General features: G+C 51.7%; 26 protein-coding genes. 6 read left to right on the top strand and 20 right to left on the bottom strand.

Translation table 11 applies throughout. The features are described from left to right. Positions 1-101: 101 nt before the first annotated feature. The 16 genes from ACT6RZ_RS12920 to ACT6RZ_RS12845 all read right to left on the bottom strand — a co-directional run bounded on the left by ACT6RZ_RS12920 (position 102) and on the right by ACT6RZ_RS12845 (position 14,937). Positions 102-665: a HupE/UreJ family protein gene (locus ACT6RZ_RS12920; protein ID WP_444702507.1), complete on the bottom strand. Its 564-nt coding sequence runs from the start codon at positions 663-665 to the stop codon at positions 102-104. A gap of 209 nt (positions 666-874) precedes the next feature. Further along, entirely contained in the window at positions 875-1,528 is a 654-nt protein-coding gene (ureG, locus tag ACT6RZ_RS12915) for an urease accessory protein UreG (protein WP_444702517.1), read from the bottom strand. Between the two features lie 89 nt (positions 1,529-1,617). After that, a complete protein-coding gene (locus ACT6RZ_RS12910) occupies positions 1,618-2,301 on the bottom strand; it encodes an urease accessory protein UreF (protein ID WP_444702506.1) in 684 nt (227 codons plus the stop codon). A gap of 1 nt (position 2,302) precedes the next feature. Next, positions 2,303-2,794 carry an urease accessory protein UreE gene (gene ureE / locus ACT6RZ_RS12905; RefSeq protein WP_444702505.1) on the bottom strand — a complete coding sequence of 164 codons (492 nt, stop codon included), beginning with the start codon at positions 2,792-2,794 and terminating at the stop codon, positions 2,303-2,305. Between the two features lie 67 nt (positions 2,795-2,861). Further along, the gene (gene ureC / locus ACT6RZ_RS12900) at positions 2,862-4,565 is read right to left on the bottom strand and encodes an urease subunit alpha (protein ID WP_444702504.1); all 1,704 of its coding nucleotides are present in this window, start codon (positions 4,563-4,565) and stop codon (positions 2,862-2,864) included. A 10-nt stretch (positions 4,566-4,575) separates the two neighbouring features. Further along, entirely contained in the window at positions 4,576-4,893 is a 318-nt protein-coding gene (locus ACT6RZ_RS12895) for an urease subunit beta (protein WP_444702503.1), read from the bottom strand. A 369-nt stretch (positions 4,894-5,262) separates the two neighbouring features. Further along, positions 5,263-5,565, bottom strand: coding sequence for an urease subunit gamma (gene ureA, locus ACT6RZ_RS12890; protein WP_379056612.1), 303 nt, complete (start codon positions 5,563-5,565; stop codon positions 5,263-5,265). 30 nt (positions 5,566-5,595) lie between these two features. After that, entirely contained in the window at positions 5,596-6,462 is an 867-nt protein-coding gene (locus ACT6RZ_RS12885; RefSeq protein ID WP_444702502.1) for an urease accessory protein UreD, read from the bottom strand. 142 nt (positions 6,463-6,604) lie between these two features. After that, entirely contained in the window at positions 6,605-7,294 is a 690-nt protein-coding gene (gene urtE, locus ACT6RZ_RS12880) for an urea ABC transporter ATP-binding subunit UrtE (protein ID WP_379056615.1), read from the bottom strand. 28 nt (positions 7,295-7,322) lie between these two features. Then, complete coding sequence (gene urtD, locus ACT6RZ_RS12875) at positions 7,323-8,066, bottom strand: urea ABC transporter ATP-binding protein UrtD (protein WP_444702501.1); 744 nt, start codon at positions 8,064-8,066, stop codon at positions 7,323-7,325. After that, positions 8,063-9,349 (bottom strand): urea ABC transporter permease subunit UrtC, encoded by a 1,287-nt coding sequence (gene urtC, locus ACT6RZ_RS12870; protein ID WP_444702500.1) that lies wholly within the window; start codon positions 9,347-9,349, stop codon positions 8,063-8,065. The genes urtD and urtC overlap by 4 nt, the downstream gene beginning before the upstream one ends. 337 nt (positions 9,350-9,686) lie before the next feature. Continuing rightward, positions 9,687-10,604, bottom strand: coding sequence for an urea ABC transporter permease subunit UrtB (gene urtB / locus ACT6RZ_RS12865; protein ID WP_442584395.1), 918 nt, complete (start codon positions 10,602-10,604; stop codon positions 9,687-9,689). Between the two features lie 117 nt (positions 10,605-10,721). Continuing rightward, complete coding sequence (gene urtA, locus ACT6RZ_RS12860) at positions 10,722-11,960, bottom strand: urea ABC transporter substrate-binding protein (RefSeq protein ID WP_444702499.1); 1,239 nt, start codon at positions 11,958-11,960, stop codon at positions 10,722-10,724. A gap of 137 nt (positions 11,961-12,097) precedes the next feature. After that, positions 12,098-12,436, bottom strand: a complete 339-nt coding sequence (locus tag ACT6RZ_RS12855) for an FmdB family zinc ribbon protein (protein WP_444702498.1) — start codon at positions 12,434-12,436, stop codon at positions 12,098-12,100. A gap of 51 nt (positions 12,437-12,487) precedes the next feature. Further along, on the bottom strand, positions 12,488-13,711 hold the full coding sequence (gene fmdA / locus ACT6RZ_RS12850; protein WP_444702497.1) for a formamidase: 1,224 nt from the start codon (positions 13,709-13,711) through the stop codon (positions 12,488-12,490). A gap of 41 nt (positions 13,712-13,752) precedes the next feature. Then, a complete protein-coding gene (locus ACT6RZ_RS12845; RefSeq protein ID WP_444702496.1) occupies positions 13,753-14,937 on the bottom strand; it encodes a porin in 1,185 nt (394 codons plus the stop codon). 161 nt (positions 14,938-15,098) lie between these two features. Between ACT6RZ_RS12845 and ACT6RZ_RS12840 the strand changes: the two genes are divergently transcribed. After that, complete coding sequence (locus tag ACT6RZ_RS12840; protein ID WP_444702495.1) at positions 15,099-15,767, top strand: hypothetical protein; 669 nt, start codon at positions 15,099-15,101, stop codon at positions 15,765-15,767. Between the two features lie 58 nt (positions 15,768-15,825). Here ACT6RZ_RS12840 and ACT6RZ_RS12835 read toward each other — a convergent pair whose 3' ends face one another. From ACT6RZ_RS12835 to ACT6RZ_RS12825, 3 genes are read right to left on the bottom strand one after another with little or no spacing between them, the layout of a single operon-like run. Next, complete coding sequence (locus ACT6RZ_RS12835; protein ID WP_444702494.1) at positions 15,826-16,728, bottom strand: hypothetical protein; 903 nt, start codon at positions 16,726-16,728, stop codon at positions 15,826-15,828. A gap of 41 nt (positions 16,729-16,769) precedes the next feature. Next, positions 16,770-17,186 (bottom strand): hypothetical protein, encoded by a 417-nt coding sequence (locus ACT6RZ_RS12830; RefSeq protein ID WP_444702493.1) that lies wholly within the window; start codon positions 17,184-17,186, stop codon positions 16,770-16,772. After that, positions 17,183-17,497: a hypothetical protein gene (locus ACT6RZ_RS12825; RefSeq protein ID WP_444702492.1), complete on the bottom strand. Its 315-nt coding sequence runs from the start codon at positions 17,495-17,497 to the stop codon at positions 17,183-17,185. Before ACT6RZ_RS12825 ends, ACT6RZ_RS12830 begins: the two co-directional genes overlap by 4 nt. A gap of 660 nt (positions 17,498-18,157) precedes the next feature. Here ACT6RZ_RS12825 and rpoH point away from each other — a divergent pair. Continuing rightward, positions 18,158-19,003: an RNA polymerase sigma factor RpoH gene (gene rpoH, locus ACT6RZ_RS12820; protein WP_444702491.1), complete on the top strand. Its 846-nt coding sequence runs from the start codon at positions 18,158-18,160 to the stop codon at positions 19,001-19,003. A 76-nt stretch (positions 19,004-19,079) separates the two neighbouring features. Here the strand turns inward: rpoH and ACT6RZ_RS12815 are convergent, their stop codons facing one another. After that, the gene (locus ACT6RZ_RS12815; protein ID WP_444702490.1) at positions 19,080-21,035 is read right to left on the bottom strand and encodes a dynamin family protein; all 1,956 of its coding nucleotides are present in this window, start codon (positions 21,033-21,035) and stop codon (positions 19,080-19,082) included. A gap of 233 nt (positions 21,036-21,268) precedes the next feature. On the opposite strand from ACT6RZ_RS12815, the gene ACT6RZ_RS12810 reads away from it, so the two are divergent. The 4 genes from ACT6RZ_RS12810 to ubiB are packed head-to-tail and all read left to right on the top strand — an operon-like array spanning position 21,269 to position 24,564. Beyond that, on the top strand, positions 21,269-21,646 hold the full coding sequence (locus ACT6RZ_RS12810; RefSeq protein WP_444702489.1) for a gamma-butyrobetaine hydroxylase-like domain-containing protein: 378 nt from the start codon (positions 21,269-21,271) through the stop codon (positions 21,644-21,646). A gap of 2 nt (positions 21,647-21,648) precedes the next feature. After that, positions 21,649-22,416: a bifunctional demethylmenaquinone methyltransferase/2-methoxy-6-polyprenyl-1,4-benzoquinol methylase UbiE gene (gene ubiE / locus ACT6RZ_RS12805; protein ID WP_444702488.1), complete on the top strand. Its 768-nt coding sequence runs from the start codon at positions 21,649-21,651 to the stop codon at positions 22,414-22,416. Between the two features lie 43 nt (positions 22,417-22,459). Beyond that, positions 22,460-23,014, top strand: a complete 555-nt coding sequence (locus ACT6RZ_RS12800) for a ubiquinone biosynthesis accessory factor UbiJ (protein WP_444702487.1) — start codon at positions 22,460-22,462, stop codon at positions 23,012-23,014. 2 nt (positions 23,015-23,016) lie between these two features. After that, a complete protein-coding gene (gene ubiB / locus ACT6RZ_RS12795) occupies positions 23,017-24,564 on the top strand; it encodes a ubiquinone biosynthesis regulatory protein kinase UbiB (protein ID WP_444702486.1) in 1,548 nt (515 codons plus the stop codon). The last annotated feature ends 53 nt before the right edge of the window (positions 24,565-24,617 follow it).

Raw genomic sequence — 24,617 nt, 5'->3', positions numbered from 1 at the left:
TTGACGTAGCGGCTAAAGGCAAGCAACATCACAGGCCTTTACATCAAAAAAGCGGACCTGCAAGATCCGCTTTCTGCACTGCATTTTTAAGCGATGCACTATCAGGCAAGCAGCCAGTATGTGCCCAGGCCTACCATCATGCCGCCCAGCAATTGCGTGCCGGCTTTCAGCCACGGCTGCTGCTGGCGACCCAGCAGCCAGCCCAGGCCATGCAGCGTAGCCGTTGCCAGCACCATGCCGGTCAACGCCGGCCAGCTTTGCCCTAGCTCTACTCCATGTACATAACCATGCGCAGCCGCCACCACCCCCACCAGGCTGAATTGCGCCCATCTGGATAAAGCCACTTTCGCCAGCAGCAAACCACCCATCACCAGCACACTGGCAGCGACCAACACCTCGGCCAGCGACATGGGCAACCAGACCATGGCCAATGCGGCAAATACTGCCATCACGCTGACAAACAGCAGCGGCAACTGCCAGCCCTGCTGCTGCGGACGCCGCGCTGCCCATACCCCCAGTGACAGCATCACCAGCAAATGATCCCAGCCAGTCAGCGGATGCAAAAAGCCGCTGGCAAAGCCGGTGTTCAGATCATGCCCCGGATGTGCAAAAGCGCTACCTGAAGCTGCAAGTGCAGCAAAAGTTAAAAAAATCATTTTTTTCATTCAATCTTCTCCGTATCAAGTTCGGCCTGGCTCAGTTTAAACAACGCCCAATTTCGTCTTAGTTTCTGTTGCACGCTTTATTCAATAGCGCTGTCTTTACTGCTAAAAATGAGCGCTGCGTGTTTGTGGCAAGGCGTGGCGGCGCAGACAGTACATATTAGTACGGCAAGCCGCCAACAACACCGCCACAGACGCGTAGCGCTCATTTTTTACTGCATGAGGCCTTGTTTTTCGATAAAACCTACAATCTCCGCTAACCCCTGCCCACTCTTCAGGTTACTGAAAACAAAAGGCTTTTCACCACGCATACGTTTGGCATCCTGGTCCATCACTTCCAGCGAAGCGCCCACCATAGGTGCCAGGTCTATCTTGTTGATCACCAGCAAGTCAGACTTGGTGATGCCAGGGCCGCCTTTGCGCGGGATCTTCTCGCCGGCCGCCACATCGATCACATAAATCGTCAGATCAGATAACTCGGGGCTGAAGGTCGCCGCCAGGTTATCGCCACCGCTTTCAACAAACACGATATCCAGTGTCTGGAAACGCTTGCTCAGTTGGTCCACCGCTTCCAGGTTCATGGAGGCATCTTCGCGTATCGCCGTATGCGGGCAACCGCCGGTTTCCACACCGATGATGCGCTCAGGTGACAATGCTTCATTGCGCGTTAAAAACTCGGCATCTTCCTTGGTGTAAATGTCATTGGTGACCACAGCAATGTTGTACAGCTCGCGCAATTGCTGGCACAACGCCAGCGTTAAAGCGGTCTTGCCGGAACCGACCGGGCCACCTATGCCCACACGTAACGGTTCTTTGAAATCTGTCACCGCTGCGGTGGGTGTCTCAAACTGCGTATGTATCTTCATCATGTCTATCACCTTTTAATTCACTGCATTTAATCCGCGCAGAACCTGCTCTGCACCACCTCTGGTCGACGCCGCAATGCCACTTTCAGCTATGACCGGAACAACCGGCTGTACTGTGTCTCGTGCAGACATCCGGCGATACTCAACAAGGGATTAAAGTTACTCAGGCCATCGTCCGGCAATAACATCGCCTGACTGACGATGCCTGGCAAGCGCTCGCCCAACGCAAACAATATGGTCTGCCCTGCCACTTGCCCCAGCGGTACCGCTTTCATGGCGGCACTGGCCTGGTTTTCCAGCCAGCCCCAGGCATAGCCATGCAAGGCCTGTTCCGGCAGTATCTGCCAGTGCTGGGCGATCGCGGCATACAAGGTAGGAAAAGTCGGCGATTCCAGTGTATTCACCTGTGCCACCAGCGCTGGCGACATAGGTTTGAGGTCATTCAGCAAGCGGCGCAAAGAGTAACCCATCTGCCGCGTCTCGGCCCAGCCTTCGGCAGTATCCCGTCCGGCGCGGTAAAAAGCATCCCATTCCTGCACGGCCAGCATATCCTCTGCCTGCCAGGCTTGATATAAACGATACAACAGCGGCAGCTCGAAACGGGCCTGGTAAACCTGCAGGCTGTCGCCTATCCAGGCCTGTGCGGACGCAATATCGCTGACCTCGCCACTTTCTATCGCCCACTCCAGCCCCTGCGAGTAGCAATAAGCGCCCACTGGCAGCAAAGGGCTGGCCAGTTGCAACAAACGGCTCAGGGTAAGCGCATCGGCCATGCTAGCGACCTTGCCCGGTGACGCGTGGCCGCAAGGACTCCAGCGCGTCATGGTCGTGACCATGACGGTGGCCGCCACCATAAGCACCGGCTTCGGGTTCAAATGGCGCCTGCACTTCGCTGACCTGCATGCCCAGGCCTAGCAGCATATCCCGCAACACATGATCCTGTTCCAGGCGTAACCAGCCATCACCGATCTGCAAAGGCACGTGACGGTTACCCAAATGGTAAGCTGCACACATCAGGTCACGCGGGGTAGGCGCGATCACGTTATAAACAGGCTGTTGTGCTGCCAGCACCTGCACCACCAGCCCATCGCCAGTCTTAAGCAGATCACCACCGCGCAGAATGATACCGCGGGTTAAAAACAGCGCCGCTTCTTTGCCAGAGGCCAGCGTCACGCGCAAACGGCTCTTCTGCCTTAGATCAAACGGCAGTTCCAAGGTGTCATCGATATGGCCGCTGACGGTGATGCGTTCAGTTAAATGTATCATTTTTTACTCTATTTGCTGGCTGCCGTCGTTGCCGCGCAGTCGGCGATCACCAGCGAGAAAAGTCACGTTAAAATAAGAAATACCGCTGCGCCATAGGCAACACCTCAGCCGGCTCACACACCAGCGGCATGCCATCGGCCAGCACCTCATAGGTTTCCGGGTCTACGTCTATTTTGGGCATCCAGGTGTTGTGCACCATATCGGTTTTTTTCACACCGCGTGTGCCTTTGACAGCGACCAGTGTTTTTTGCAGCCCCAGTGTTTTCAGTTCCGGGTTATCCAGCCCGGCTTGCGAAACAAAGGTCACTGCGGTTTTCAGCCCACCGCCATAGGCACCAAACATAGGGCGGTAATGCACGGGTTGCGGCGTGGGGATAGACGCGTTCGGGTCACCCATGGCGGCAGCAGCGATCATGCCACCTTTGATGATGGTAAATGGTTTCACGCCAAAGAATGCCGGTTTCCAGACCACCAGGTCGGCCAGTTTGCCGACTTCCACCGAGCCGACCACATGCGAGACACCATGGGTGATGGCCGGGTTGATCGTGTATTTGGCAATATAGCGCTTGATACGAAAATTATCATTGCCGGGGCTGTCTTCTGCCAGCGGGCCACGCTGTATCTTCATTTTATGCGCGGTTTGCCAGGTGCGTATGATCACCTCGCCGACACGGCCCATGGCCTGCGAGTCAGACGACATCATCGAGAATGCGCCCAGGTCATGAAAGATATCTTCAGCAGCAATGGTTTCGCGGCGGATACGGCTTTCGGCAAACGCGATATCTTCGGCGATGGCCGGGTCCAGATGATGGCAGACCATCAGCATATCCAGATGCTCATCTATGGTGTTGACGGTAAATGGCCGGGTGGGATTGGTCGACGAAGGCAACACATTCGGATAACCCGCTGCCTTGATGATATCCGGCGCATGCCCGCCACCCGCGCCTTCGGTATGAAACGTGTGTATGGTACGGCCCTTGAAAGCACCTATGGTGGTCTCGACAAAGCCGGATTCATTCAGGGTATCGGAGTGTATGGCCACCTGCACATCCATTTCGTCGGCGATGCTCAGGCAGTTATCGATCGCCGCCGGGGTGGTGCCCCAGTCCTCATGCAGCTTCAGCCCTATCACACCTGCCTGCACCTGTTCGCGCAACGGTTCGGGCAGGCTGGCATTGCCCTTGCCCAGAAAACCCAGATTCATGGGGAAAGCATCCGCCGCCTGCAGCATGCGGTGTATATGCCACGGCCCTGGCGTACAGGTAGTGGCAAAGGTGCCGGTCGCCGGCCCGGTGCCACCGCCTATCATGGTGGTGACGCCAGACATCAGCGCCTCTTCGATCTGTTGCGGGCAGATAAAGTGGATATGCGTATCTATGCCGCCGGCAGTGATGATCATGCCTTCACCGGCGATCACCTCGGTACCGGCACCGATCGCAATCGTCACGCCGGGCTGTATATCCGGGTTACCAGCCTTGCCGATGGCAGAAATATAACCGCCCTTGATGCCGATATCGGCTTTGACTATGCCCCAGTGGTCTATGATCAGCGCATTGGTGATCACAGTATCGGCCACTTCAGCCGCCAGACCCTGACCCTGGCCCATGCCGTCACGGATGACCTTGCCACCGCCAAACTTCACTTCTTCACCATAAATGGTGTAGTCATGCTCGACTTCCAGCCATAACTCGGTGTCAGCCAGTCGCACCTTGTCGCCGACAGTTGGGCCAAACATTTCGGCATAGGCGCGTTTATCCATTTTCACTGTCATTGTGTTTCCTTCAACCTGCCTTGTTTAATGGACCCATGACTTTTGCAGCAAAGCCATAGACCTCGCGCTTACCCACCAGGTTGACCAGCTGCACGGTACGCGTCTGCCCCGGCTCAAAACGCACAGCGGTGCCTGCGGCAATATTCAATCGATAGCCATACGCCGATTCGCGATCAAATGACAGCGCTTCATTGGTCTCGTAAAAGTGATAATGCGACCCGACCTGGACCGGCCGGTCACCCTTATTCGCCACATCCAGCGTGACCGTTTCACGGCCGGTGTTTAACTCGATGTCGCCTGCTGCGACCTGCATTTCGCCGGGAATCATCAATTACTCCAGTCGTTTTTTATGTGGGTTTTAGTCATGTTTTTTCAGCATATTCTGGCATGGTGGTGCAAGGGCGGAGGGCAATGTTGAGCAACACCGCCATCCGCGCTTGCAGTGCCATGCCTATATATTCCATGAGATCAGTTAATGATCAAAATGGATGAAGTGCAAGGCGCCCGGAGCACAGAAACCGGAATGTACATACAGTACATGAGGATTTCGAGCACCGCGCAACGCCGCAATTCGCCATTTTCATACTCACTCAGGCATGGTGCTGCAAGCGTGGAGGGCAAGGCACTCAACCGCAGACAGTACACAAAGTACGGCAAGGTTGAGTAACACCGCCATCCGCGCTTGCAGTGCCATGCCTTATGGGATGGGGTGGTGGACGGTGACTAGCTTCGTCCCATCAGGAAATGTGGCCTCCACCTGTATATCCGGGATCATCTCCGGCACACCTTCCATCACTTCATCGCGCGCCAGCAAAGTGGTGCCATAACTCATCAGTTCGGCCACCGTTTTACCATCGCGCGCGCCTTCCATGATGGCGGCCGAAATAAAGGCCACCGCTTCCGGGTAATTCAGTTTCAAACCGCGTGCCTTGCGCCGCTCGGCTAACAGTGAGGCGGTGAAAATCAACAATTTATCTTTTTCTCTTGGGGTTAATTCCATAGATTCATTCTCTGATCATATTTTTTGCTATCAGGTATTCCAGATACGCGGCCTGACCGCGTCTTTTTGATAATACCATGGCCGCAACAGCTGCCAGCATTGCTCGAAATACTGCCTGGCTTGCTGAGAAGCATTGCCGACATAACGTATACAAAGTACTTCTGGCAAAGCCGTGATACCGACTTTGGCATCGGCAATCACAATCTGCCGGCAAGCTTGCAATACTTCTGCTGGCACTGCTCCCGCACAAACCAGAAAAGTGCCAAACACCGCGGCATTTGCCAAACCAACGCGGCTGGTTTTCACCAGATCACCTGCTTGCATCAGTGCCCGTTCGTTCCAGATCAGCTGGCCATTGCGGGTAATGCGCTGATTTACCTGATAAAGGCCACGCTGCCATACTTCCTGCTGCGCTTGCCGCCCAAGGCAAACAATATCCCAGCTTGCAAAAGTCGCATCTGCTGCCAAATGAATATCGGCGCTAAACCCAACCTCAGCCGCGTCAAACAGGATATTTTCTTGCGGAAACCATTCGAGCCCACTGCCTGCAGCAAGTTGAAACTGCAAGTTTTGCGTCGCCTTGCTGCCATTGGCTTTGTACCACTTGCCAGCACCTGGTGTGGTGAGCAAAGCACGCGCACCGGCAGCTAGATTGACGTTCAATTGCAGGGCATCGCCGCCAGCCACGCCACCGGGAGGATGTACAACAATGGCATGGCAAATATCTTCACCTTCAGGGTGCAGGCTTTTCTGCACCACCAGCGGGCCTTTATGTAGCCTATGCGCAAGATAAGAACGGTCATCGCGCCTGGCAAAGCCCAGTTCCAGCTTGGCTTGCCAATGTTTTGCTGTTGCCGTTTGCACTGTCGATGTTGTCGTATGCTTCAAATCATCCATAACGGCATCATGCCACAGCTGATCAATAATTTTTTAATACTTGCCACAGAGGTCACAGTGAAGACAGAGATTGCTAACCTAAACATGTGTTGAATCAAGCTTTTCTCTGTGAACTCTGTGCCCTCTGTGGCTAAAAAAGCACTTACACAGACAGGTAACTTTTCACCTTGGCAGCATCGACATTGTCGCGGGTGTCTTCGTGGATAAAGCGGCCTTTATCGATGACGATGATACGGTCAGCCACTTCCATGGTGAAACTCAATACCTGTTCAGACACGATGATGGTGATCTCGCGCATTTTGCGGATCTCGTTCAGCACCTTGGCAATATCCTTGATGATAGAAGGTTGTATGCCTTCGGTCGGCTCATCCAGCAGCAACACTTTCGGGTTGGTCACCAGCGCACGCGCGATCGCCAGCTGCTGTTGCTGCCCGCCCGAGAGGTTGCCGCCCTTGCGCTTGCGCATCTCGTGCAGCACCGGGAACAAGGCAAAAATATCATCTGGGATCTCGCGGCTGGCCGATTTCTCCAGCCCGGTCTCTATGTTTTCCTGCACCGTCATATTCGGGAATATCCAGCGGCCTTGTGGCACGTAAGCCAGGCCTTTCATCACTCTGTCATGCGTAGCGGCGCCCTGCAGATCGACGCCGTCGACCGTGGCCTTGCTGGCTTTGCTAGGCAAAATGCCCATCAGTGATTTGAACAAAGTGGTCTTGCCCATGCCGTTACGGCCCATGATGGCCAGGGTCTCGTTTTTGTTGGCTTTAAAATTCAGGCCATGTATCACCTGACTTTGGCCATAACTCACCTGCAAATTCTCAATTTCAAACATGCTGTGCTCCTTTGATGGCCTGATGCTATTAATGACCTAAATAAACTTCAATGACTTTTTCATCAGCTTGCACTTTTTCCATAGGCCCTTCGGCCAGAATCTTGCCCTGATGTAACACCGTGACTTTGTGCGCGATCTTTTTCACGAATTCCATATCGTGCTCGATCACGATCACTGAGCGGTTCTGGCAGATGCGGTTGAGCAGTTCGGCAGTCTGGTCGCGTTCCTTGGCGCTCATGCCAGCCACCGGCTCATCCAGCATCAACAGCTCAGGCTCTTGCATCAGCAGCATGCCTATCTCCAGCCATTGTTTCTGGCCATGGCTGAGCAGGGCAGATTCCATATCCAGAAACTCGGTCAGCATGATGTCTGCCGCCACCCGGCGCACGCGGTCTTCTACTTCCTGCGTGCGTTTGAAGGTCAGGCTGCCAAACACGCCACGGCCTTTCGGGTACGACACTTCCAGGTTCTGGTATACGCTCAGGTTTTCATAGATGGACGGATTCTGGAATTTACGGCCTACGCCAGAACGCACGATCTCGTGCTCTGACAGTTTGGTCAACTCGGTATTGTTGAACTTGATAGACCCGGCCGTGGATTTGGTCTTGCCGCATATCAGGTCCAGCACCGTGGTCTTGCCAGCACCATTAGGGCCTACCAGTACGCGTAATTCGTTCTTATCGATATACATGGTCAGGTTATCCACTGCTTTAAAGCCATCGAAGGAGACGGTCAAATCTTCTACTGCCAAGACGAAGTCGGTATTACTCATGCTTCTGCTCCTCTCAATTTATTACTCTCGATCGCAGAAGTCGTGTCTGCTTTCTTGCGTGTTGCTTTATTGGTGGCCACGCCGGTAGAGTCGGTGGCCAGGGTTGTTTCAGCCAGTGTTTCGGTAAGTACTGCTTGCGCTTCTACCTTAGAAGTACTTACCTCAGGCTTTTTTGCAGACGCTGCCTTGTCTTTGAACCAGCCATATTTAGTCGCGTATTTATCCCAGATACCAGCCAAACCACTAGGGAAGAACATCACCACCGCAATAAACAGCCCGCCCATCAGGAACAACCACATTTCAGGGTAAGTCTCGGAGAACACGGTTTTACCGTAGTTGACCAGCAAGGTGCCGTAGACCGCACCCACCAGCGACGCACGGCCACCGACGGCACAGAAGATCACCATTTCGATCGATGGCACGATACCGACAAAAGAAGGTGACATGAAACCGACCTGCAGGGTGAACATGGCACCGCCGACTGCAGACATCATGGCTGCCAGGCAGAAGATAAAGATCTTGAAATTGGAGACGTCATAGCCAGAGAAGCGCACGCGTTCTTCTTTGTCGCGCATCGCCAGCAGCAGCATGCCGAACTTGCTGCTCATGATGTATTTGGAGAGGAAGATCGCCCCGAACAGCAACAGGCCATTGACAAAGTAGAGGATATATTTGGCTGAGTCGGTACGGATATCCCAGCCCAGCAGAGTACGCAAATCTGTCATGCCGTTCACACCGCCGGTATAACCTTGCTGGCCGATGATCAGGATACTCAGGATCAACGCGACCGCTTGCGTGATGATGGAGAAGTACACGCCACCCACCCGCCGTTTAAACATGGCGTAACCGATGATGTAGGCGAACAAGGCGGGAATGGTCAGCACGGCAAAGATGGTGAACGGCAAGCTCTTGAACGGCTCCCAGAACCATGGCAATGCGGTCAGCTGGTTCCAGTCCATAAAGTCGGGGATACCAGGGGTAGACTGGATCTTGGTACTCAGCGGATCTGAGGCTTCCAGTTTCAGGAACATGGCCATGGCATAACCGCCGAGGCCGAAGAAGATACCCTGGCCCAGGCTCAGGATACCGCCATGCCCCCACAGCATGACCAGGCCGACAGCCACAAACGCGTAAGTCAGGTATTTACCGATCAGATTGAGGCGGAAGATATCTACCCCCAGTGGCAATACGACGAAGATGACAGCAGCCAGCACAGCCAGGCTGATCACACCTTCCTTGCCACCCAGTACCGGGCTGGCTTTCATTTTTTCCCATAATGTCATCAAGATTCTCCTCTGTTGATGCGTTGATTCTAGGGTTTCAGTCCGAAACAATTAATACGTTCATTTACTTATGGAAATGCTGGATGATTGCCTGTAGCAACAAATAGCTCTATCAAAATAACTGCTCTGCCCGCCCGTCATTCTGGCGCAGGCCAGAATCCAGGTCAGTATCCACGTAGCACCTCGCCTGGATTCCGGCCTGCGCCGGAATGACGAGAGTGAATAACTGAAAGGCAACACACACTATTTCAAAGCTTGCATGTCATAAGCTTTAAGAAAACCAAGTACAGCGCATTCCTGATGGAAACCGGTTAGGATTCTCATCGATTAACCAAATTTACTTACGCAGTTTGGAGGCAAACAAGCCCTCTGGTTTCATCATCAGGATGCTGACGATCACGAGCAAGGTAGATACCTTACCCATAGAGCTGGTCATAAAGAATTGCAGTATTGATTGCGCCTGGGCGATACCGAAAGCCGAAGCGATGGTACCAACGATGCTGGCTGCACCCCCGAACACCACCACCATAAAGCTGTCTACGATGTACAGCGTACCTGTGGTCGGGCCGGTAGAAGCAATGGTGGTGAACGCGGCACCGGCGATCCCGGCAATGCCGCAACCGAGGGCGAATGTCACCCGGTCAACCTTGGCGGTGTTGATACCCACTGCGCCAGCCATGGTGCGGTTTTGCACGGTGGCACGCACACGCAGGCCCCAGCGTGACTTATACATAAACATATACACACCGAAAGTGACCAGCGCTGCCAGCACCATGACGAACAGACCGTTGATAGGAATATCGATATCTGGTGTTGGATTCACAGAACCCAGCATCCACTCAGGCAACTCGGCACTCACTTCTTTGGCACCGAATGAGGAACGGAAGATCTGTTGCATGACCAGGCTCAAACCCCAGGTTGCCAGCAGGGTATCCAGCGGCCGCTTGTAGAGGTGCCGTATCATAATGAATTCAATGAAATAACCGACGGCGAACGCCAGTACAAAGGCGATCGCTATGGCAAACACAAAGTAATAATTAGTGAAGCCGTAAGTGGCAGCCACTTTGGAAAGCATGACTGTGGTGTAAGCACCTATGGTCATGAACTCGCCATGTGCCATATTGATCACACCCATCTGCCCGAAAATAATCGCGAGACCTAGTGCCATCAGCAGCAACACTGTAAACATGCTCAGGCCCGAAAAGCCCTGCATCACCACAATATTGCCTATTTCTGCCATCGAATAACCAAACATAGCGGTCTCCTGTTAAATGCAATTTCTATAATGTTTCTGTATTGAGTTTTTGTTACTTGCGCCAAACGGTAGCCGGGGTTACCGGCTACCGTGTCAGCTATTTAAGACAACACCAGTTTATTGGTAGCCTTTTGGAAACGGATCAGGTTTGATGTAATCAGAGGTGTAAACCACTTTGGCCTGGCCATCTTTACCCCATTGACCAATACGCAACTTGGTGGTCAGGTGATGGTTGGCTTCTACAGTCACCGGGCCTTCAGGTGCATCTTTGAACTCGTAGCCAGGCAATGCTGCTTGTACCTTGTCTACATCAAAGCTACCTGCACGCTCAACCGCAGCCTTGTACAACCATGGGCCCAGGTAAGCAGCCTGTGTCACGTCGCCGATCACAGCATCTTTACCCCAGCGTTTTTTGAATGCTTCAACAAATTTCTTGTTTGAAGCATTGTCTTGCGACTGGAAGTACTTCATGGCGGAGTAGAAACCAGCCAGGTTTTCGCCACCGATGCCTAATACTTCATCTTCAGTCACCGAGATGGTCAGCATGGTCTGCTTGCTGGAGTTCAGGCCAGCTGCGTTCAATTGTTTGAACCAGGCCACGTTACTGCCGCCCACCACCGCTGCGTAGATCACGTCAGGTTTTTTCAGTTTGATCTTGTTGATCACAGAACCGAACTGGGTATCACCCAAAGCGATGTACTCTTCACCCACCACTTTACCGCCCAGATGTTGCTCGATATGTTTACGTGCAATCTTCATCGAAGTACGTGGCCAGATGTAGTCAGAGCCGATCAGATAAAAAGTTTTCGCTTTTTTCTCTTTGGCGATCCAGTCCACGCCTGCCAGGATCTGCTGTGTAGCTTCCTGCCCGGTGTAGAACACGTTTTTGGATTGCTCAAGACCTTCATAGAAAGTCGGGTAGAACAGCAAGCCATTGTCTTTTTCAAACACTGGCAACACGGCTTTACGTGAAGCAGAGGTCCAGCAGCCCATCACAGAAGCCACTTTGTCTTTTTCCAGCAATTTCTTCGCTTTTTCAGCAAAAGTCGGCCAGTCTGAGGCACCGTCTTCCTGCACGATCTCGATCTTGCGACCCAAAATACCGCCCATGGCGTTGATCTGCTCGATCGCCAGTTTTTCAGCCTGGATAGACCCTGTCTCACTGATCGCCATGGTGCCGGTAGCGGAGTGCAGGATACCGACTTTCACGGTGGTATCAGTCACTGCCAGGCCGGTGGTGTTCACTTTTGCCGTTGGGAAATCCGCAGCAAATGCGTGCCCGGTAACGAGACCCGCTGCCATCATGGCACCTAACATTGCGCCTTTGATAAAACCCCTTCTGTTCAAGGTACTCATTACATTCTCCTTTAAAAACAATTAACTACAAAAATAGATCATCAAAACTACTGCATTTCTTTACCAATGGGGACTGTGTCCGGCCAGCCATGGATATTCGGGTTTAGTGCCCTATCACCTTTACTTGGGTGATCAGGCTAATGCCCTATCATCCAGGGTCTGGCTGTTTTTTTGGTTTGCATCTGCATCGCCGGTTTGCCGTCATCAGGGTTCACCTTGGTGGTGGTTTTGCAGGTATGTGAGCCTGTGCAACCACAACTTGAGCGACGGCCACTGCGTGGCTCGTGGGCGGATTTCTCGTTACGTTCATGTGCGGACCGTTGCTGCTTGCCCATGATGGCCAGTTTGGGCACCGACAGGATGCGCGGGCTTTCAGACCCACAGCACTCGCAATCGGCTGGCAAACTGGATTCACTCATTTTGCGCAGCGCGGTAAACACACCACAACTGTCACACTCATATTCGTAAAGAGGCATCGCGCTTTTCCTTATGCAAACTGTTTAAACATCACTTCGACTGCCCAGCCTTTAAGTACTTGGCGCCACGCTAATGCCAGGCGGGACTTCGATCTTGGGTCCGTCAGCATTCGGCCGGATATCAAACTCAAAGATCTCGGTCGGGATCCACAAGGTCGCACACGCGTTAGGGATATCGACAATGCCGCTGATATGCCCTTCAACAGGTGCCGTGCCCAGGATAGCCACCGCCTGTTCGCCGCTGTAGCCGAATTTCTTCAGGTACTCGATTGCGTTCAAACAAGCCTGGCGGTAAGCGACGTGTACATCCAGGTAATGCTGCTTGCCTGCTTCATCTACCGAGATACCTTCAAAGATCACATAATCACGGTAAGTCGGTGTGATTGGGCTAGGCTGGAAGATCGGGTTTTTAATCGCGTACTTTTTCACGCCGTCTTTGATCAGGCTGACCTTGATATCGAGGTAACCGGCCATTTCAATCGCGCCGCAGAAAGTGATCTCACCGTCGCCCTGGGAGAAGTGCAGGTCACCCATGGAAAGACCGCCATCCTTCACATAAACCGGGAAGAATATTTTCGAGCCTTTGGTCAGGTTTTTGATGTCGCAGTTACCACCGTGGTCACGTGGTGGTACGGTACGCGCACCTTCGGCTGCCGCTTTTGTAGCAGCGTCGCCTGATAAACGTCCCATCACAGCCGATTTAGGCTCAGGTGGCAGTGCCAGTGCCGGCACGCGGTCTGGGTCGGTGGCGATCAGCGCAGCTTCACGCTCATTCCAGGTTTCCAGTAACTCGCGTGATGGCAGGCAACCGATCAAACCCGGGTGCATGATGCCGGCATAACGTACTTTAGGCACATGGCGCGAAGTGGTATACACACCGTGGAAATCCCAGATCGACTTGCTGGCTTTAGGGAAATGGTCAGTCAGAAAACCGCCGCCATTCTCTTTGGCAAACAGGCCGTTAAAACCCCATTGCTGGTCGTCAAACGTGCCTACATCCAGAATCTCCACCACCATCAGGTCGCCCGGTTCAGCCCCTTCGACACCGATAGGGCCGCTCAGGTAATGCACCTGGGTCAGGTCCACGTCACGGATATCGTTGGCGCTGTCGTTATTACCGATCTGGCCGCCGGTCCAGTCCATGCACTCGACACGGAACTCGTCACCAGGCTTGACCATGGCAATCATAGGCAGGTCCGGGTGCCAACGGTTATGGATCTGACCGTCCTGCTCCCAGGGTTTTTTATCCAAATCCAGTTTTACTATCGTTTTCATTACGCTCATCTCCTTTGTGAGAAATGGTTATAAGCTGTTGATTAAAATTGCATCTGTAAGGCGACTTTGAAGAAATTGTCGCTAGAAGTTGTCGGCGTATCAGTTTTGCCTACAGTCGCGGTAATCACTGAGTTATAAGGCGCGATAACGTAGTTAGCACCAATCTCGAAACGCTTGGTATCTGCACCGGTGCGAGTATTGACACTGCCGCCGCTGGTCAAACCATCCGCATCAAATTTCTGGTAGCGGACGATAGGCATGATCTTGCCCCAACCGATTGGATCGTTGAACAGGTAACCCAGACCAGCTGAATAAGCCTTACCTTGCTCAGCTAAGAAGACATCATCAGTGTCGTAGTAGTAGTAAGCCGCTTCAGCAGAAAAAGTGCCTGGGCCTACGTCTTTTTTCTCAAGCAAGAAATCGACACTGTAGGAAGTGTAATCACCCACAACACCCGCCAATGTACTGATTGCGCCATCTTTTTTCATACGCCCGGCAATACCGATAGCCAGAATGTCCTTGGCACCAAAATAATTACCAGTACCGTAGTAACCTGGTTCAGCATCCCAGAAGTCAACTTGCACTCGACCGGCATACATCAATTTATCTTTTACTGCGGCATTTTCTTGACCACCTAAGCGTGCGCCAGCTGGACCACTGAAGCGGAAAATGTTGTCGCCTTCAAATGCGCCGAAAGAAACAGCCACGTGGTCTTCCATAAAGCTGGTCACTACAGCCACACCGTCATCACGGCCGATCACGCCACCGTTCCAGCCGTAGCGGGAAGCGATGTTTGCCCAGTAGCCACCACCCATAGAGTAGTAAGGGCCTGCCATGTTTGCACGGTCACTAGGAGAGAGGAAACGACCAGCCCAGATAGACACTTCAGGCGTCACCTGGAACTGCACGTTGGCATCGATCACTTCAAAGTTACTTCCTGCAGAACCACCACCTGATTTCTCAGTATTTAACATACCTTTGATGTATTTGTTGAACGAACCTGACAAATACAAACGCGCACTGTCTAGCGCAAAATCGTTGGAGCGGTCACGCCCGTTATTGGCTGCATCTTCAACAGAGTTGTAACTGGTGATAAAACCGAAGCCGGCACTGATATACTTGTCTTCGCCAAAACTGATGGTGGCGCCTGCATTTGCCAATTGCGCACCCAGGCCACAAGCCATTGCTACCGCGGTATGCAAGGCACATTTTTTAATATTCATCATCTAAAACTCCCTTTCTCGTTAACTTCAAACAATCACAGTCGATCAAAACTTGTGCCCAGATTAACGACAGGGAGGTGTAGGACAAATACGTCAATTTGCGTAGGATGATAAATACCAAACACCGCTAGACTGCGCATAACAAATTGATAACGGGGCTAGCAATGCGTCTTTTAACTTACTGCATTCCGCAAGCGATGCATCTTTTAACTTACTTCATATTGGTGGCTTTATTACCGGGCTGTGGCGAGGTTTCATATAAGCGCGGCGGCTCACAACAAGACATAGACAGAGCGCACCAGGCCTGCCGCGGCAGCGGTGATCAGCTTGCCGCCTGCCTGGCAGAACAAGGCTGGCAAAAACCAAAAGTTGACGCTATGGACCCGCTGTTTGCGACCATAGAAACGCGTGACAACCATGAAGAAGTCATCAGCAAACCCAGCCCGTTTATTGACATCACCCAGGATAAGAAAGAAAAAGCGGCTGCCCCAGCTGTTGTAAAACCGCCACAGACGAATGCAACGACCACAGCTCAGCCCAAAGAGGTGGCAGCACCCGAAGCCCAGGTGGCAACCAGCAACACAACCACAGAAGATAAAACAGACAAACCCGTCCCCCACTCAACCGTGAATGACGGCCCGGACGTGGAATACGCGATCAATTCATGGTGGAAAATGGGTGCTTTCCCGGACAAGCTGAAACAGGACCAAGTCTCATGCGAGAAAAAACTGGGGCCAGATTATTTACCCGACTACAAAACGCAGACTTTTAAACGCGCATTTGTGGTGTGTATGCATGACCTTGGGTGGATGGCGATACGGAATATGAAGTAGCAGGGCAATCGCTTAACTTGCAGTGACATAATCCACTGCAAGTTAAGGTGTTGGTGTTTTAAATTTCAGTGACGGGTTCGCAAGCATTTTCAAGAGACTTCACTACTGGCGCAGAGATAAACACACCGCGTAAGTTCTTAATCAGCATGCGGTCACAATCCTTATGAATGACTTGAGCACGCTCTACCTTGTCAGATAATCCTTCTCTGTAATGCACAGTCTGGAAAGGCTTGCTTTCTGTCGATTTACCAGCCGCAAAGGTTTGTAATGCAATATCGATAGACTGGGCATGAAGTAGTGAAGATATCCCTTTGATATTTTCGCCCTGATTACCTGTCCAGAATGATGAGGAGTCGGCGCTACTTTCAGCAGTAGAAATAACTTTGATCATACTTTTATGAGCAACTTCCGGCGTTTGGCCTGGTATGCGTATGACTATATTGTCATTGATAATAATGGTTTTCTGATCTTGCGTAAGCATGAAGGTTGGTGCACTTTCGATGATCATCTTGCGGTCAGCATAGCCTTGTGCTTTTACATGCTCTGCCGCAGAAGTGATAGAAAGCCTGTCTACCGTCCTTTGGATTAACTCTCCATATTTAAAGTTATTGAGTGCCTCTTGATAGCTCGATAGCACTTGATCCGCATTCAGTTGAAGCTTATTTTTCTGTTCGTTTTTAACAGAGTTAATAATAAAAGCATGCGCTATGACCGCGGCGACAAGTCCTGCCGCGCTGGGTGCCGGGTAAAGCATGCTACCTTGGCCAGTACCGGCTTCGTCCAGGCTGTAAACGCCATGGTAAACCACTGGTCCATCACTAGGTAATTCAAGCATCCATTGACTATTGCTTTTAAACGGCAATGATAAAGTGGCTGGCTTAATGGCTGGTTCAGCCATTACGCTGGTACTGAAAATAGGCAAATTTATAAAAATGCTTAGCAATAATAAAATTCGTTTCATTAATCACCACCCTTTAAAAACCGATTCTTAAATTTGCCTGGTTATTTGGTAACAGCAGGTGCAGTTTTGGACGTAATCATATTTTCTGCAAATGGACTTAGAAACGAATCCTTACCGATTTCCATTGCCTGAAAGTAGGCATTAGTAAGTCCAGGAAACGCGGTCGGCTCGTCCCAGTTTGATTCAGCACTCTTGGTGACTGTAACCGGCAGATACCAATCGTAAGTGTTGTCGGCTAAATTAACCATATAGCCCACGCCTTGCAAAGTGCCTTTTGGATCGCTAGTGGGAATGTATGCCGCATACGTCCTGACAAAACCCAAGCTGTTGATTTCAATCACCACTAACTTATGAATATTGTATTTTTGTTTAAAAGAGGAGAAATCCTTGGTAGCAACTTTGTCACCTTTAGCTCCCGAACTCTTTAAATCTTTTACATTCAAGGCTTCATTAATCACAAAAACGTCAGCACCTTTTTCTTCAGCAAAGCTGCAAGCTGCTCTTTGACTGTTGGCAAGGTGTCGTATGTTAAGGTTTGCGTATGTTTAGTGAGCGAGGAGTTAGCAATTGAAGCAGCAGCTAAACATAACAAGCAGTCAGCACCAGGAAACTGGGTATCTATTTTTGGTAACGCGGTCATTGCTATACCAATACGTTGGTTGTCAGTAATTGCACCGTTTGAAAACGCGACAGGCGTTTGTGGAGCTGTCGCACATCCACTGATAAATATTACAAGTGCCGCAGTTAATACCCTTAGATGAGTTTTCATTAAAATCCCCTTATTTAGTTTTTTATAAATTATTTCAGCTTAGGCTGAATTTTAAAGCTAACAACGCTTTAACTTTATCAATATATGTAAAGATTGACAATAGTTGCAACTGGGTAACTACATCACATTAAACCTGCTAAGGGTACTTGCTGGATAGTGCCACGCAAGATGACTGCTGCATGGGCTGGCCGCTATCATGAGTACAATTAACTAAGGCCAGCATCATGTATATATACCCTCACATTTCGTGCGCAGGCCTTAGGATAAACGCCTATCCGCATGTCAGCATATTCCGACAAGCCTACCTGTGACAATCGCTACCATAGTCTAACCTTCCAGAATATTGTTTACGCGCAATCTGGTCTGCACTACAACATGCAAACTAATGCCTCTTAAAACAAGTTATCCAGATTTCCTTAATAATGTTTAACAAATAAATGGATAAGTTAAGAAAATATTTTTATCAAAGATATGGATTTGATAATTAAAATATTTAGGAAGGGTATAAAGGATGGAATTTCTACTGGCAAATGTCCTCAAGATTAAGAGCTGATCTTTAATATAAACGCTTGAACTTTTTTTCAGGCTAGCACTCTCACTGCATGAGTGCTAAAATAAGTTTAAACCTCTTCTTTCACAAGGAGCTTTACCATTACCGCTTTGACTATACCTGTTGTTTCATCCGCTGATAGCCTGGATAAATACCTGCAAACCATTAAGCAGTTTCCAATTTTGACGCCTGAAGAAGAATACAGCTATGCCACAAGCTTGAATAAGACTGGTGACCTGGAATCGGCTCGTGCGTTGATTGTGTCGCACTTGCGCCTGGTGGCTAGTATTGCGCGTGGCTATAGTGGTTATGGCCTGCCGCAAGCCGACCTGATTCAGGAAGGTAATATTGGTTTGATGAAAGCGGTGAAACGTTTTGACCCCGAGCGCGGCGTGCGTCTGGTTTCGTTTGCCATGCACTGGATCAAAGCCGAGATCCATGAATACATCGTGCGCAACTGGCGCCTGGTGAAAACAGCGACGACTAAGGCGCAACGCAAGTTGTTCTTTAATTTGCGCAGCATGAAGCAAGGCTTTGAAACTTTAAGCCCGGATGATGTGCATCGCATCGCGACTGAATTGAATGTGAAGCCTGAAGAAGTGGTCGAGATGGAGTATCGCCTGAACGGTCAGGAGATCCCATTGGATGCGCAGGTGGATGATGACGGCGAGGATGTGTATAGCCCGATCGCTTATCTGGAAGATGAAGGTCCTGAGCCTTCTACTTTGCTGGAAACACTGCAAACCGAGCATATGCAGACTGAAGGTCTGAGCAATGCCTTGCAACAGCTGGACGAGCGTAGCCGCCGTGTCTTGCAGGCGCGCTGGTTGACTGAGGGTGATGTATCAACCTTGCACGAGCTGGCTGCGGAGTTCAATGTTTCTGCCGAGCGTATACGCCAGATCGAACAAAAGGCGATGCAAAAGATCAAGAGTTTTATGCTGCAAAGCAATTAGTGCGGCAAGGCAATTAACAAAAACGGGTGCTCAGGCACCCGTTTCCATTTCTGCATCGTTTGACTTCAACCTTCTTCTAGGCCGCCTGTACGATAAGCTCCTCATGCTGCAAGGCTTGCAGCGCTTTGCCATTGAGCTGGTCCAGCTCTGCCAGTTGCTGGCGTATGGATAGCTCCACCTGCTCGAGATCGGCGATGCGTTCTTCCAGGGTGTCAGTCGCCTGGTAGATGCGCTTGATACTCTCCACACGGCGTTTCAGTTGCACATGGTGCTCGCGCATCTGGCTTTCCATGGGCGCGATCACCGCTTTCAGCCAGCTTTCGGCATCACGGTTGGCAGCCTCATACTCGAGGATCACATGGCTGGCCAGCGTTTCAAAGAACTTGCTGGTCAGGGTGAATTTCTCGTGCGCAATCATGTTGAATGTGGTGTTGAACTGGTCGCGGTATATGGTTTCCAGTTTGTTCAGCGCCTTGAGATAGCGTGAGGTAGAAAACGGTGGCGGTGTCTTTTGCAGCAGGCCGTGCTCTTTGGAGAATTTCTCATACATGGCTTCCATCATCTTCTTGATCTCATGCACATGTACGTCGGCTTCCATCATGCGGCGCTTGAGGTCACTGAAAAAATCATCCATCGCCTGGCGCATGGTTTTGGTAAACGACGCTTTCATCATATTGTCACGCGTTTCGCGCACTTTGTTCTTGAGTGCAGGCATGCCCAAATGATGGAACAGCTGGTTGGATTGCACTGAAAACACGCTACGCAAGGCCTGGTAGCGTTGCAAGCCGACTTCAAAATTAACTTTATCCTGTTTGACCTTGCGCATCATTTGCGCGATCACGTCTTCATTCTTGCCCTGCAGGCAACGCAGCTCTTCTGTTTGATCGATGACGCTTTGCAGGCGGGTTTCCAGCACGCTGCGGGTCTGTGCGACCATGTCTTCGATCTCACTATGTATGCTTTCGCGCACGATCTCCTGTTTGGCAGGGATCAGCTCTTCAGAAAGATTTTTTTCCAGTTGCAGCAAGCGGCTTTTCGCCAGCAACTGGTGATCACCGGTGACTTTAGCCAGCAGGCCTTTCTGCGCCGAAGTCGGCAATATCTGCTCACGTGCCAGCCCCAGCAACTCGGCAGTGGTCTGCAACTGCCGGTAGAGCTCGGTCTGCACTTCATCATCCGTTTTCAGAGGGTCCCACAGACCGTCTATCTTGTTCAGTACCGCCATGCGGCCTTTTTGTTTCCAGCGCGCACCACTGATATAACGACGCCAGACTTCCATTTCGGATTTGGTGACGCCGGTATCGGCACCCAGTATAAAGAGCACCGCATGCGCATTTGGCAGCATGCTCATGGTCAATTCCGGCTCCGCGCCTATGGCGTTCAATCCCGGGGTATCAAGTATCACCAGGCCCTGTTTAAGCAAGGCATGCGGGAAATTGATCACAGCATAGCGCCAGCAAGGGATCTCCATCAAGCCATCCTGCCCTATCAGCATCAGATCGTCAGGATGATCCGGGTGGTACAAGCCCAGTGTCTGCGCTTCTTCGCGCGTGACGCGCCGGGTACGGCTGACTTCTTTAAAGGCTTCGACCATGCTCTCGCGTGAATGGGCGTCAAACTCGATCACAGACCAGGCCTGCGGCATGCGGCGGTATTCACTGATGGATATCTGGTTGGCGTTGCTTTCTATAGGCAACAGAGAAAGGCTGACCGGCTTGCCCAGGTCATAGCGCAACTCGGTGGGACACATGGTGGTGCGCCCGGCACCAGAAGGTAACAAACGATGGCCATAATCTGAAAAAAAGATGGCGTTGATCAGTTCGGACTTACCACGGGAAAACTCCGCAACAAATGCGACCGTCAGTTTATCCTCCCGCAAGCGGTTGAGTTGCTGCTGTATACGCTCTTCAAGTTGCACATCGCTGAGTTGCTTATCAGCCAACCAGCGCCGATACTCCCCCAATACATCAGCAATCGTGTCACGCCAGCGCGTATACAGATCAAATTGTTGTGCCAGTCTGTTATTTTCCATAGGACCTGCTTAATAGTTATTCGGTAACCTACTTAGGATCGCCTGTTTTTTGCTAATCTATCACGATTTTATAAAAGTTCAAATAAATCATGTAGGTATAGCCATTAATTCATAAATAAAATGAATTATCAACCATAAGATTAGACTTATACGCATTTATGCGTAGGTGGTTGTCATCTGCTATCATGCGCATTAGTCATATAACGGCCTGAAACACGACTTTCTTCAATCTTATGAGTGGTCTTCAACCAGATTCCCCTATCCCTACCCTGATCCAGCTGCATCAGGGCTCGCGCTTGCTGGAAATTCATTTCGATAACCATACCGAATGCATGCTTTCATGCGAGTTTTTGCGGGTTTATTCGCCTTCTGCCGAAGTGCGCGGGCATGGTGCCGGGCAAGAAACCCTGCAGATAGGCAAAGAACTTGTCAACATCAGCGGCATCGAACCGGTGGGCAGATACGCGATCAAACTGATCTTTGATGACGGTCATGATACCGGCCTGTATTCATGGGATTATTTGTACTACCTGGCCCAGCACTATGAAAGCCTGTGGCAGGACTACATCACCAAACTGACCATCGCCGGGCAACCGCGCAAGGAAACCTAAACATGCAAGACACGCCTGAACAGCAAAAAACCACCCATTTCGGCTTTGAGACAGTCGCCGAACACGACAAGCAAAAGAAAGTCGGCGAGGTGTTTCATTCGGTCGCGCAAAAATACAACATCATGAATGACGTGATGTCAGCCGGCATGCACCGTTTGTGGAAGCGTTTCGCGGTCGATGTCAGCGGCGTGGGCCAGGGCGACAAGGTGCTGGATATCGCCGGCGGCAGTGGTGACTTGTCCAGCCTGTTTGCGAAAAAAGTCGTCACCCAGGCTGCGCACAACCCCGGCCAGGTGATACTCACAGACATCAATGCCTCTATGCTGGGCGTAGGCCGCGACCGCATGATAGATGCCGGGTTGACGGTGCCTGCCGCGCAATGCAATGCCGAAACCCTGCCGTTTGCCGATGAAAGCTTTCATTGCGTCATCGTCGCCTTCGGCTTGCGCAATATGACGCATAAAGACAATGCCCTGCGCGAGATGCAGCGCGTGCTGAAACCGGGCGGTCGCCTGCTGGTGCTGGAGTTTTCCAAAGTCTGGCAGCCGCTGGAAAAACTCTACGATACCTACTCTTTCAAGCTACTGCCCAAGCTGGGCAAATGGATAGCCAATGACGAACCCAGCTATCGTTACCTGGCGGAGAGCATACGCATGCACCCGGACCAGGAAACCCTCAAGCAAATGATGCATGACGCAGGGTTTGCCAAAGTGGATTATTACAACCTGACCGCTGGCGTGGTTGCCTTGCACAAAGGCATCAAACTCTAATTCTATGTTTAAACCATTGATTCAATTTGTGCTGCAGCACCTAATGCAGCAAAACGACTGGACGGCGCCACTGTTACAACCTTACGCCAACCAGACCCTGGGCTTTGACTTCAAGGTCGCACAGATCAACCTGACCATACTGCCCAATGGCGAGCTGGCGGTTGCCGCCGACTCTGCCACTGCCGATGCCAGCATTCATTTGCCGCCCAGCCTGGTCATGCGTTTGCTGCGCAAAGACCCGCTGGCTGCCAGCCTGATCAAGATCGACGGCGACGTGGCGCTGGGCATAGAAGTAGGCAAGATACTTTCTGCCGTGCGCTGGGACGTAGAGGGTGACTTAAGCAAAGTCGTCGGTGATGTCGCTGCCTATCAGGTGGTAGAACTTGGCCAGGAGAAATTCAAACGGCTACAGGCGAATGCCAGGAATGTGGGCGAGATGCTGGTGGAATACTGGCAGGAAGAACAGCCGCTGATCGCCAAGAAAACCAGCATAGAGCACTTTAACCAGTCTGTGGACCGCTTGCGCGAGGATGCGGACCGCTTGCAGTCGCGGGTCGCCAAACTGCTGGCCGCTGCCCCACCCTCAGAAAGCCGATAAACATGCACTGGTTTCGTTTTTTTCATATCATCGGTGTATTCATCTGGTACCGGCTGGATATCTTTTTTGTACGTGAAGACAGACCCAACCTGCTGCCACGCCTGCTGAACCTGTTTTTCTTCTGGCGTAGCGCACCGCAACAACGGGCGATCCGGCTAAGACTGGCGCTGGAGACACTGGGCCCCATCTTCGTTAAATTCGGCCAGATGCTGTCTACCCGCCGTGACCTGCTGCCGCCGGATGTGGCAGATGAACTGACCAAACTGCAAGACCAGGTGCCGCCGTTCGCCTTCAGCCAGGTAGAAGCGATCCTGATCCAGGCCTTTAACGCGCCGCTGGCGAGCACTTATGCCGAGTTTGACCCGGTGCCGGTCGCCAGTGCCTCGGTGGCGCAGGTGCACTTTGCCAGCCTGCACAGTGGTGAACAGGTGGCGGTCAAAGTCTTGCGCCCTGGCATCGCTGCCATCATCCACAGGGATATCGCCTTGCTGCGCACCATCGCCTGGTGGGTAAAAAAACTCTCCAGCGAAGGTCGGCGCCTGAAGCCGGATGAAATGGTGGAGGAGTTTGCGCGCCACACCGAGCATGAACTGGACCTGACGCTGGAAGCCGCACAGTGCTCGCAACTGGGCCGTAACTTCAGTGACAAACGCCTGCTGGTGCCTGTGGTGTACTGGGATTATTCGCGCAAACAGGTGATGACCATGCAACGCATGTTCGGCACGCCGGTGCGCGACACTTACGCCCTGAAAGCGGCCGGCATCAATCTCACGCAACTGGCACATGAAGGGGTCGAGATCTTTTTCACCCAGGTGTTCCGTGATGGTTTTTTCCATGCCGACATGCATCCTGGCAATATCCAGGTGGTGACTGAAGGGCCGGATAAAGGCAAATTCATTGCGCTGGATTTTGGCATCATGGGTAGCCTGTCGCCCACAGACCAGTATTACCTGGCGCGTAATTTCCTGGCATTTTTCAACCGCGATTACCGCGATGTCGCAGTGGCGCATATTGAATCCGGCTGGGTACCGGCGGATACTAATGTAGAGGCCCTGGAAACCGCCATCCGTGCCATTTGCGAACCTATCTTCGAGAAACCGCTCAAGGACATCTCGTTTGGCCGCACCCTGCTCAGCCTGTTCCAGATGTCACGCCGCTTTGGCGTCAATATCCAGCCTCAGCTGATCATGCTGCAAAAGACCCTGCTCAATATCGAGGGCATGGGGCGCGAGCTGGACCCTAACATCGACTTGTGGCACAGCGCCAAACCTTTTCTCAAACGCTGGATGAGCGAGCAGATAGGCTGGCGCAGGCTGATCAAATCGGCCAAACACGAGCTGCCCTATGTGCTGGCGCATGCGGCAGAGATCCCCAGACTATTCGAGCAGTACTTGCGCAACCAGAGCGAGTTTGCAAAACAGCAAAGCCATATTGACGCCATGCTGGTCACCCAGCGCAAACAGGCTACCTGGCAAAAAGGGCTGATCACCGTGATCGTGGTACTGGTGGTATTACAGGCCAGCAGCCTGCTGCTACTGTTGCTTAACTAAGCAGTGCCGTGTCGCGCAAAATGCATGCCGAAAAGCCTGATTTTGCGCTACCA

The sequence above is a fragment of the Methylophilus sp. genome (assembly GCF_052437885.1).
GTDB lineage: Bacteria > Pseudomonadota > Gammaproteobacteria > Burkholderiales > Methylophilaceae > Methylophilus.
This window is presented reverse-complemented; position numbering and strand designations above follow the sequence as displayed.

Bases quoted from the DNA above. Each gene is read 5' to 3' on its own strand.
- urtB (WP_442584395.1), bottom strand. From the start codon at position 10,604: ATGTTTGGTTATTCGATGGCAGAAATAGGCAATATTGTGGTGATGCAG.
- ACT6RZ_RS12895 (WP_444702503.1), bottom strand. From the start codon at position 4,893: ATGATTCCCGGCGAAATGCAGGTCGCAGCAGGCGACATCGAGTTAAAC.
- ubiB (WP_444702486.1), top strand. From the start codon at position 23,017: ATGCACTGGTTTCGTTTTTTTCATATCATCGGTGTATTCATCTGGTAC.
- ureA (WP_379056612.1), bottom strand. From the start codon at position 5,565: ATGGAATTAACCCCAAGAGAAAAAGATAAATTGTTGATTTTCACCGCC.
- urtE (WP_379056615.1), bottom strand. From the start codon at position 7,294: ATGTTTGAAATTGAGAATTTGCAGGTGAGTTATGGCCAAAGTCAGGTG.
- ureG (WP_444702517.1), bottom strand. From the start codon at position 1,528: ATGAAGATACATACGCAGTTTGAGACACCCACCGCAGCGGTGACAGAT.
- ACT6RZ_RS12835 (WP_444702494.1), bottom strand. From the start codon at position 16,728: ATGAAACGAATTTTATTATTGCTAAGCATTTTTATAAATTTGCCTATT.
- ubiE (WP_444702488.1), top strand. From the start codon at position 21,649: ATGCAAGACACGCCTGAACAGCAAAAAACCACCCATTTCGGCTTTGAG.
- fmdA (WP_444702497.1), bottom strand. From the start codon at position 13,711: ATGAAAACGATAGTAAAACTGGATTTGGATAAAAAACCCTGGGAGCAG.
- ACT6RZ_RS12800 (WP_444702487.1), top strand. From the start codon at position 22,460: ATGCAGCAAAACGACTGGACGGCGCCACTGTTACAACCTTACGCCAAC.
- ACT6RZ_RS12855 (WP_444702498.1), bottom strand. From the start codon at position 12,436: ATGCCTCTTTACGAATATGAGTGTGACAGTTGTGGTGTGTTTACCGCG.
- urtA (WP_444702499.1), bottom strand. From the start codon at position 11,960: ATGAGTACCTTGAACAGAAGGGGTTTTATCAAAGGCGCAATGTTAGGT.
- ACT6RZ_RS12845 (WP_444702496.1), bottom strand. From the start codon at position 14,937: ATGATGAATATTAAAAAATGTGCCTTGCATACCGCGGTAGCAATGGCT.
- ureC (WP_444702504.1), bottom strand. From the start codon at position 4,565: ATGACAGTGAAAATGGATAAACGCGCCTATGCCGAAATGTTTGGCCCA.
- urtD (WP_444702501.1), bottom strand. From the start codon at position 8,066: ATGAGTAATACCGACTTCGTCTTGGCAGTAGAAGATTTGACCGTCTCC.
- ACT6RZ_RS12825 (WP_444702492.1), bottom strand. From the start codon at position 17,497: ATGAAAACTCATCTAAGGGTATTAACTGCGGCACTTGTAATATTTATC.
- ACT6RZ_RS12810 (WP_444702489.1), top strand. From the start codon at position 21,269: ATGAGTGGTCTTCAACCAGATTCCCCTATCCCTACCCTGATCCAGCTG.
- ACT6RZ_RS12840 (WP_444702495.1), top strand. From the start codon at position 15,099: ATGCGTCTTTTAACTTACTGCATTCCGCAAGCGATGCATCTTTTAACT.
- ACT6RZ_RS12885 (WP_444702502.1), bottom strand. From the start codon at position 6,462: ATGGATGATTTGAAGCATACGACAACATCGACAGTGCAAACGGCAACA.
- ACT6RZ_RS12920 (WP_444702507.1), bottom strand. From the start codon at position 665: ATGAAAAAAATGATTTTTTTAACTTTTGCTGCACTTGCAGCTTCAGGT.
- urtC (WP_444702500.1), bottom strand. From the start codon at position 9,349: ATGACATTATGGGAAAAAATGAAAGCCAGCCCGGTACTGGGTGGCAAG.
- ACT6RZ_RS12815 (WP_444702490.1), bottom strand. From the start codon at position 21,035: ATGGAAAATAACAGACTGGCACAACAATTTGATCTGTATACGCGCTGG.
- ACT6RZ_RS12910 (WP_444702506.1), bottom strand. From the start codon at position 2,301: ATGGCCGATGCGCTTACCCTGAGCCGTTTGTTGCAACTGGCCAGCCCT.
- ureE (WP_444702505.1), bottom strand. From the start codon at position 2,794: ATGATACATTTAACTGAACGCATCACCGTCAGCGGCCATATCGATGAC.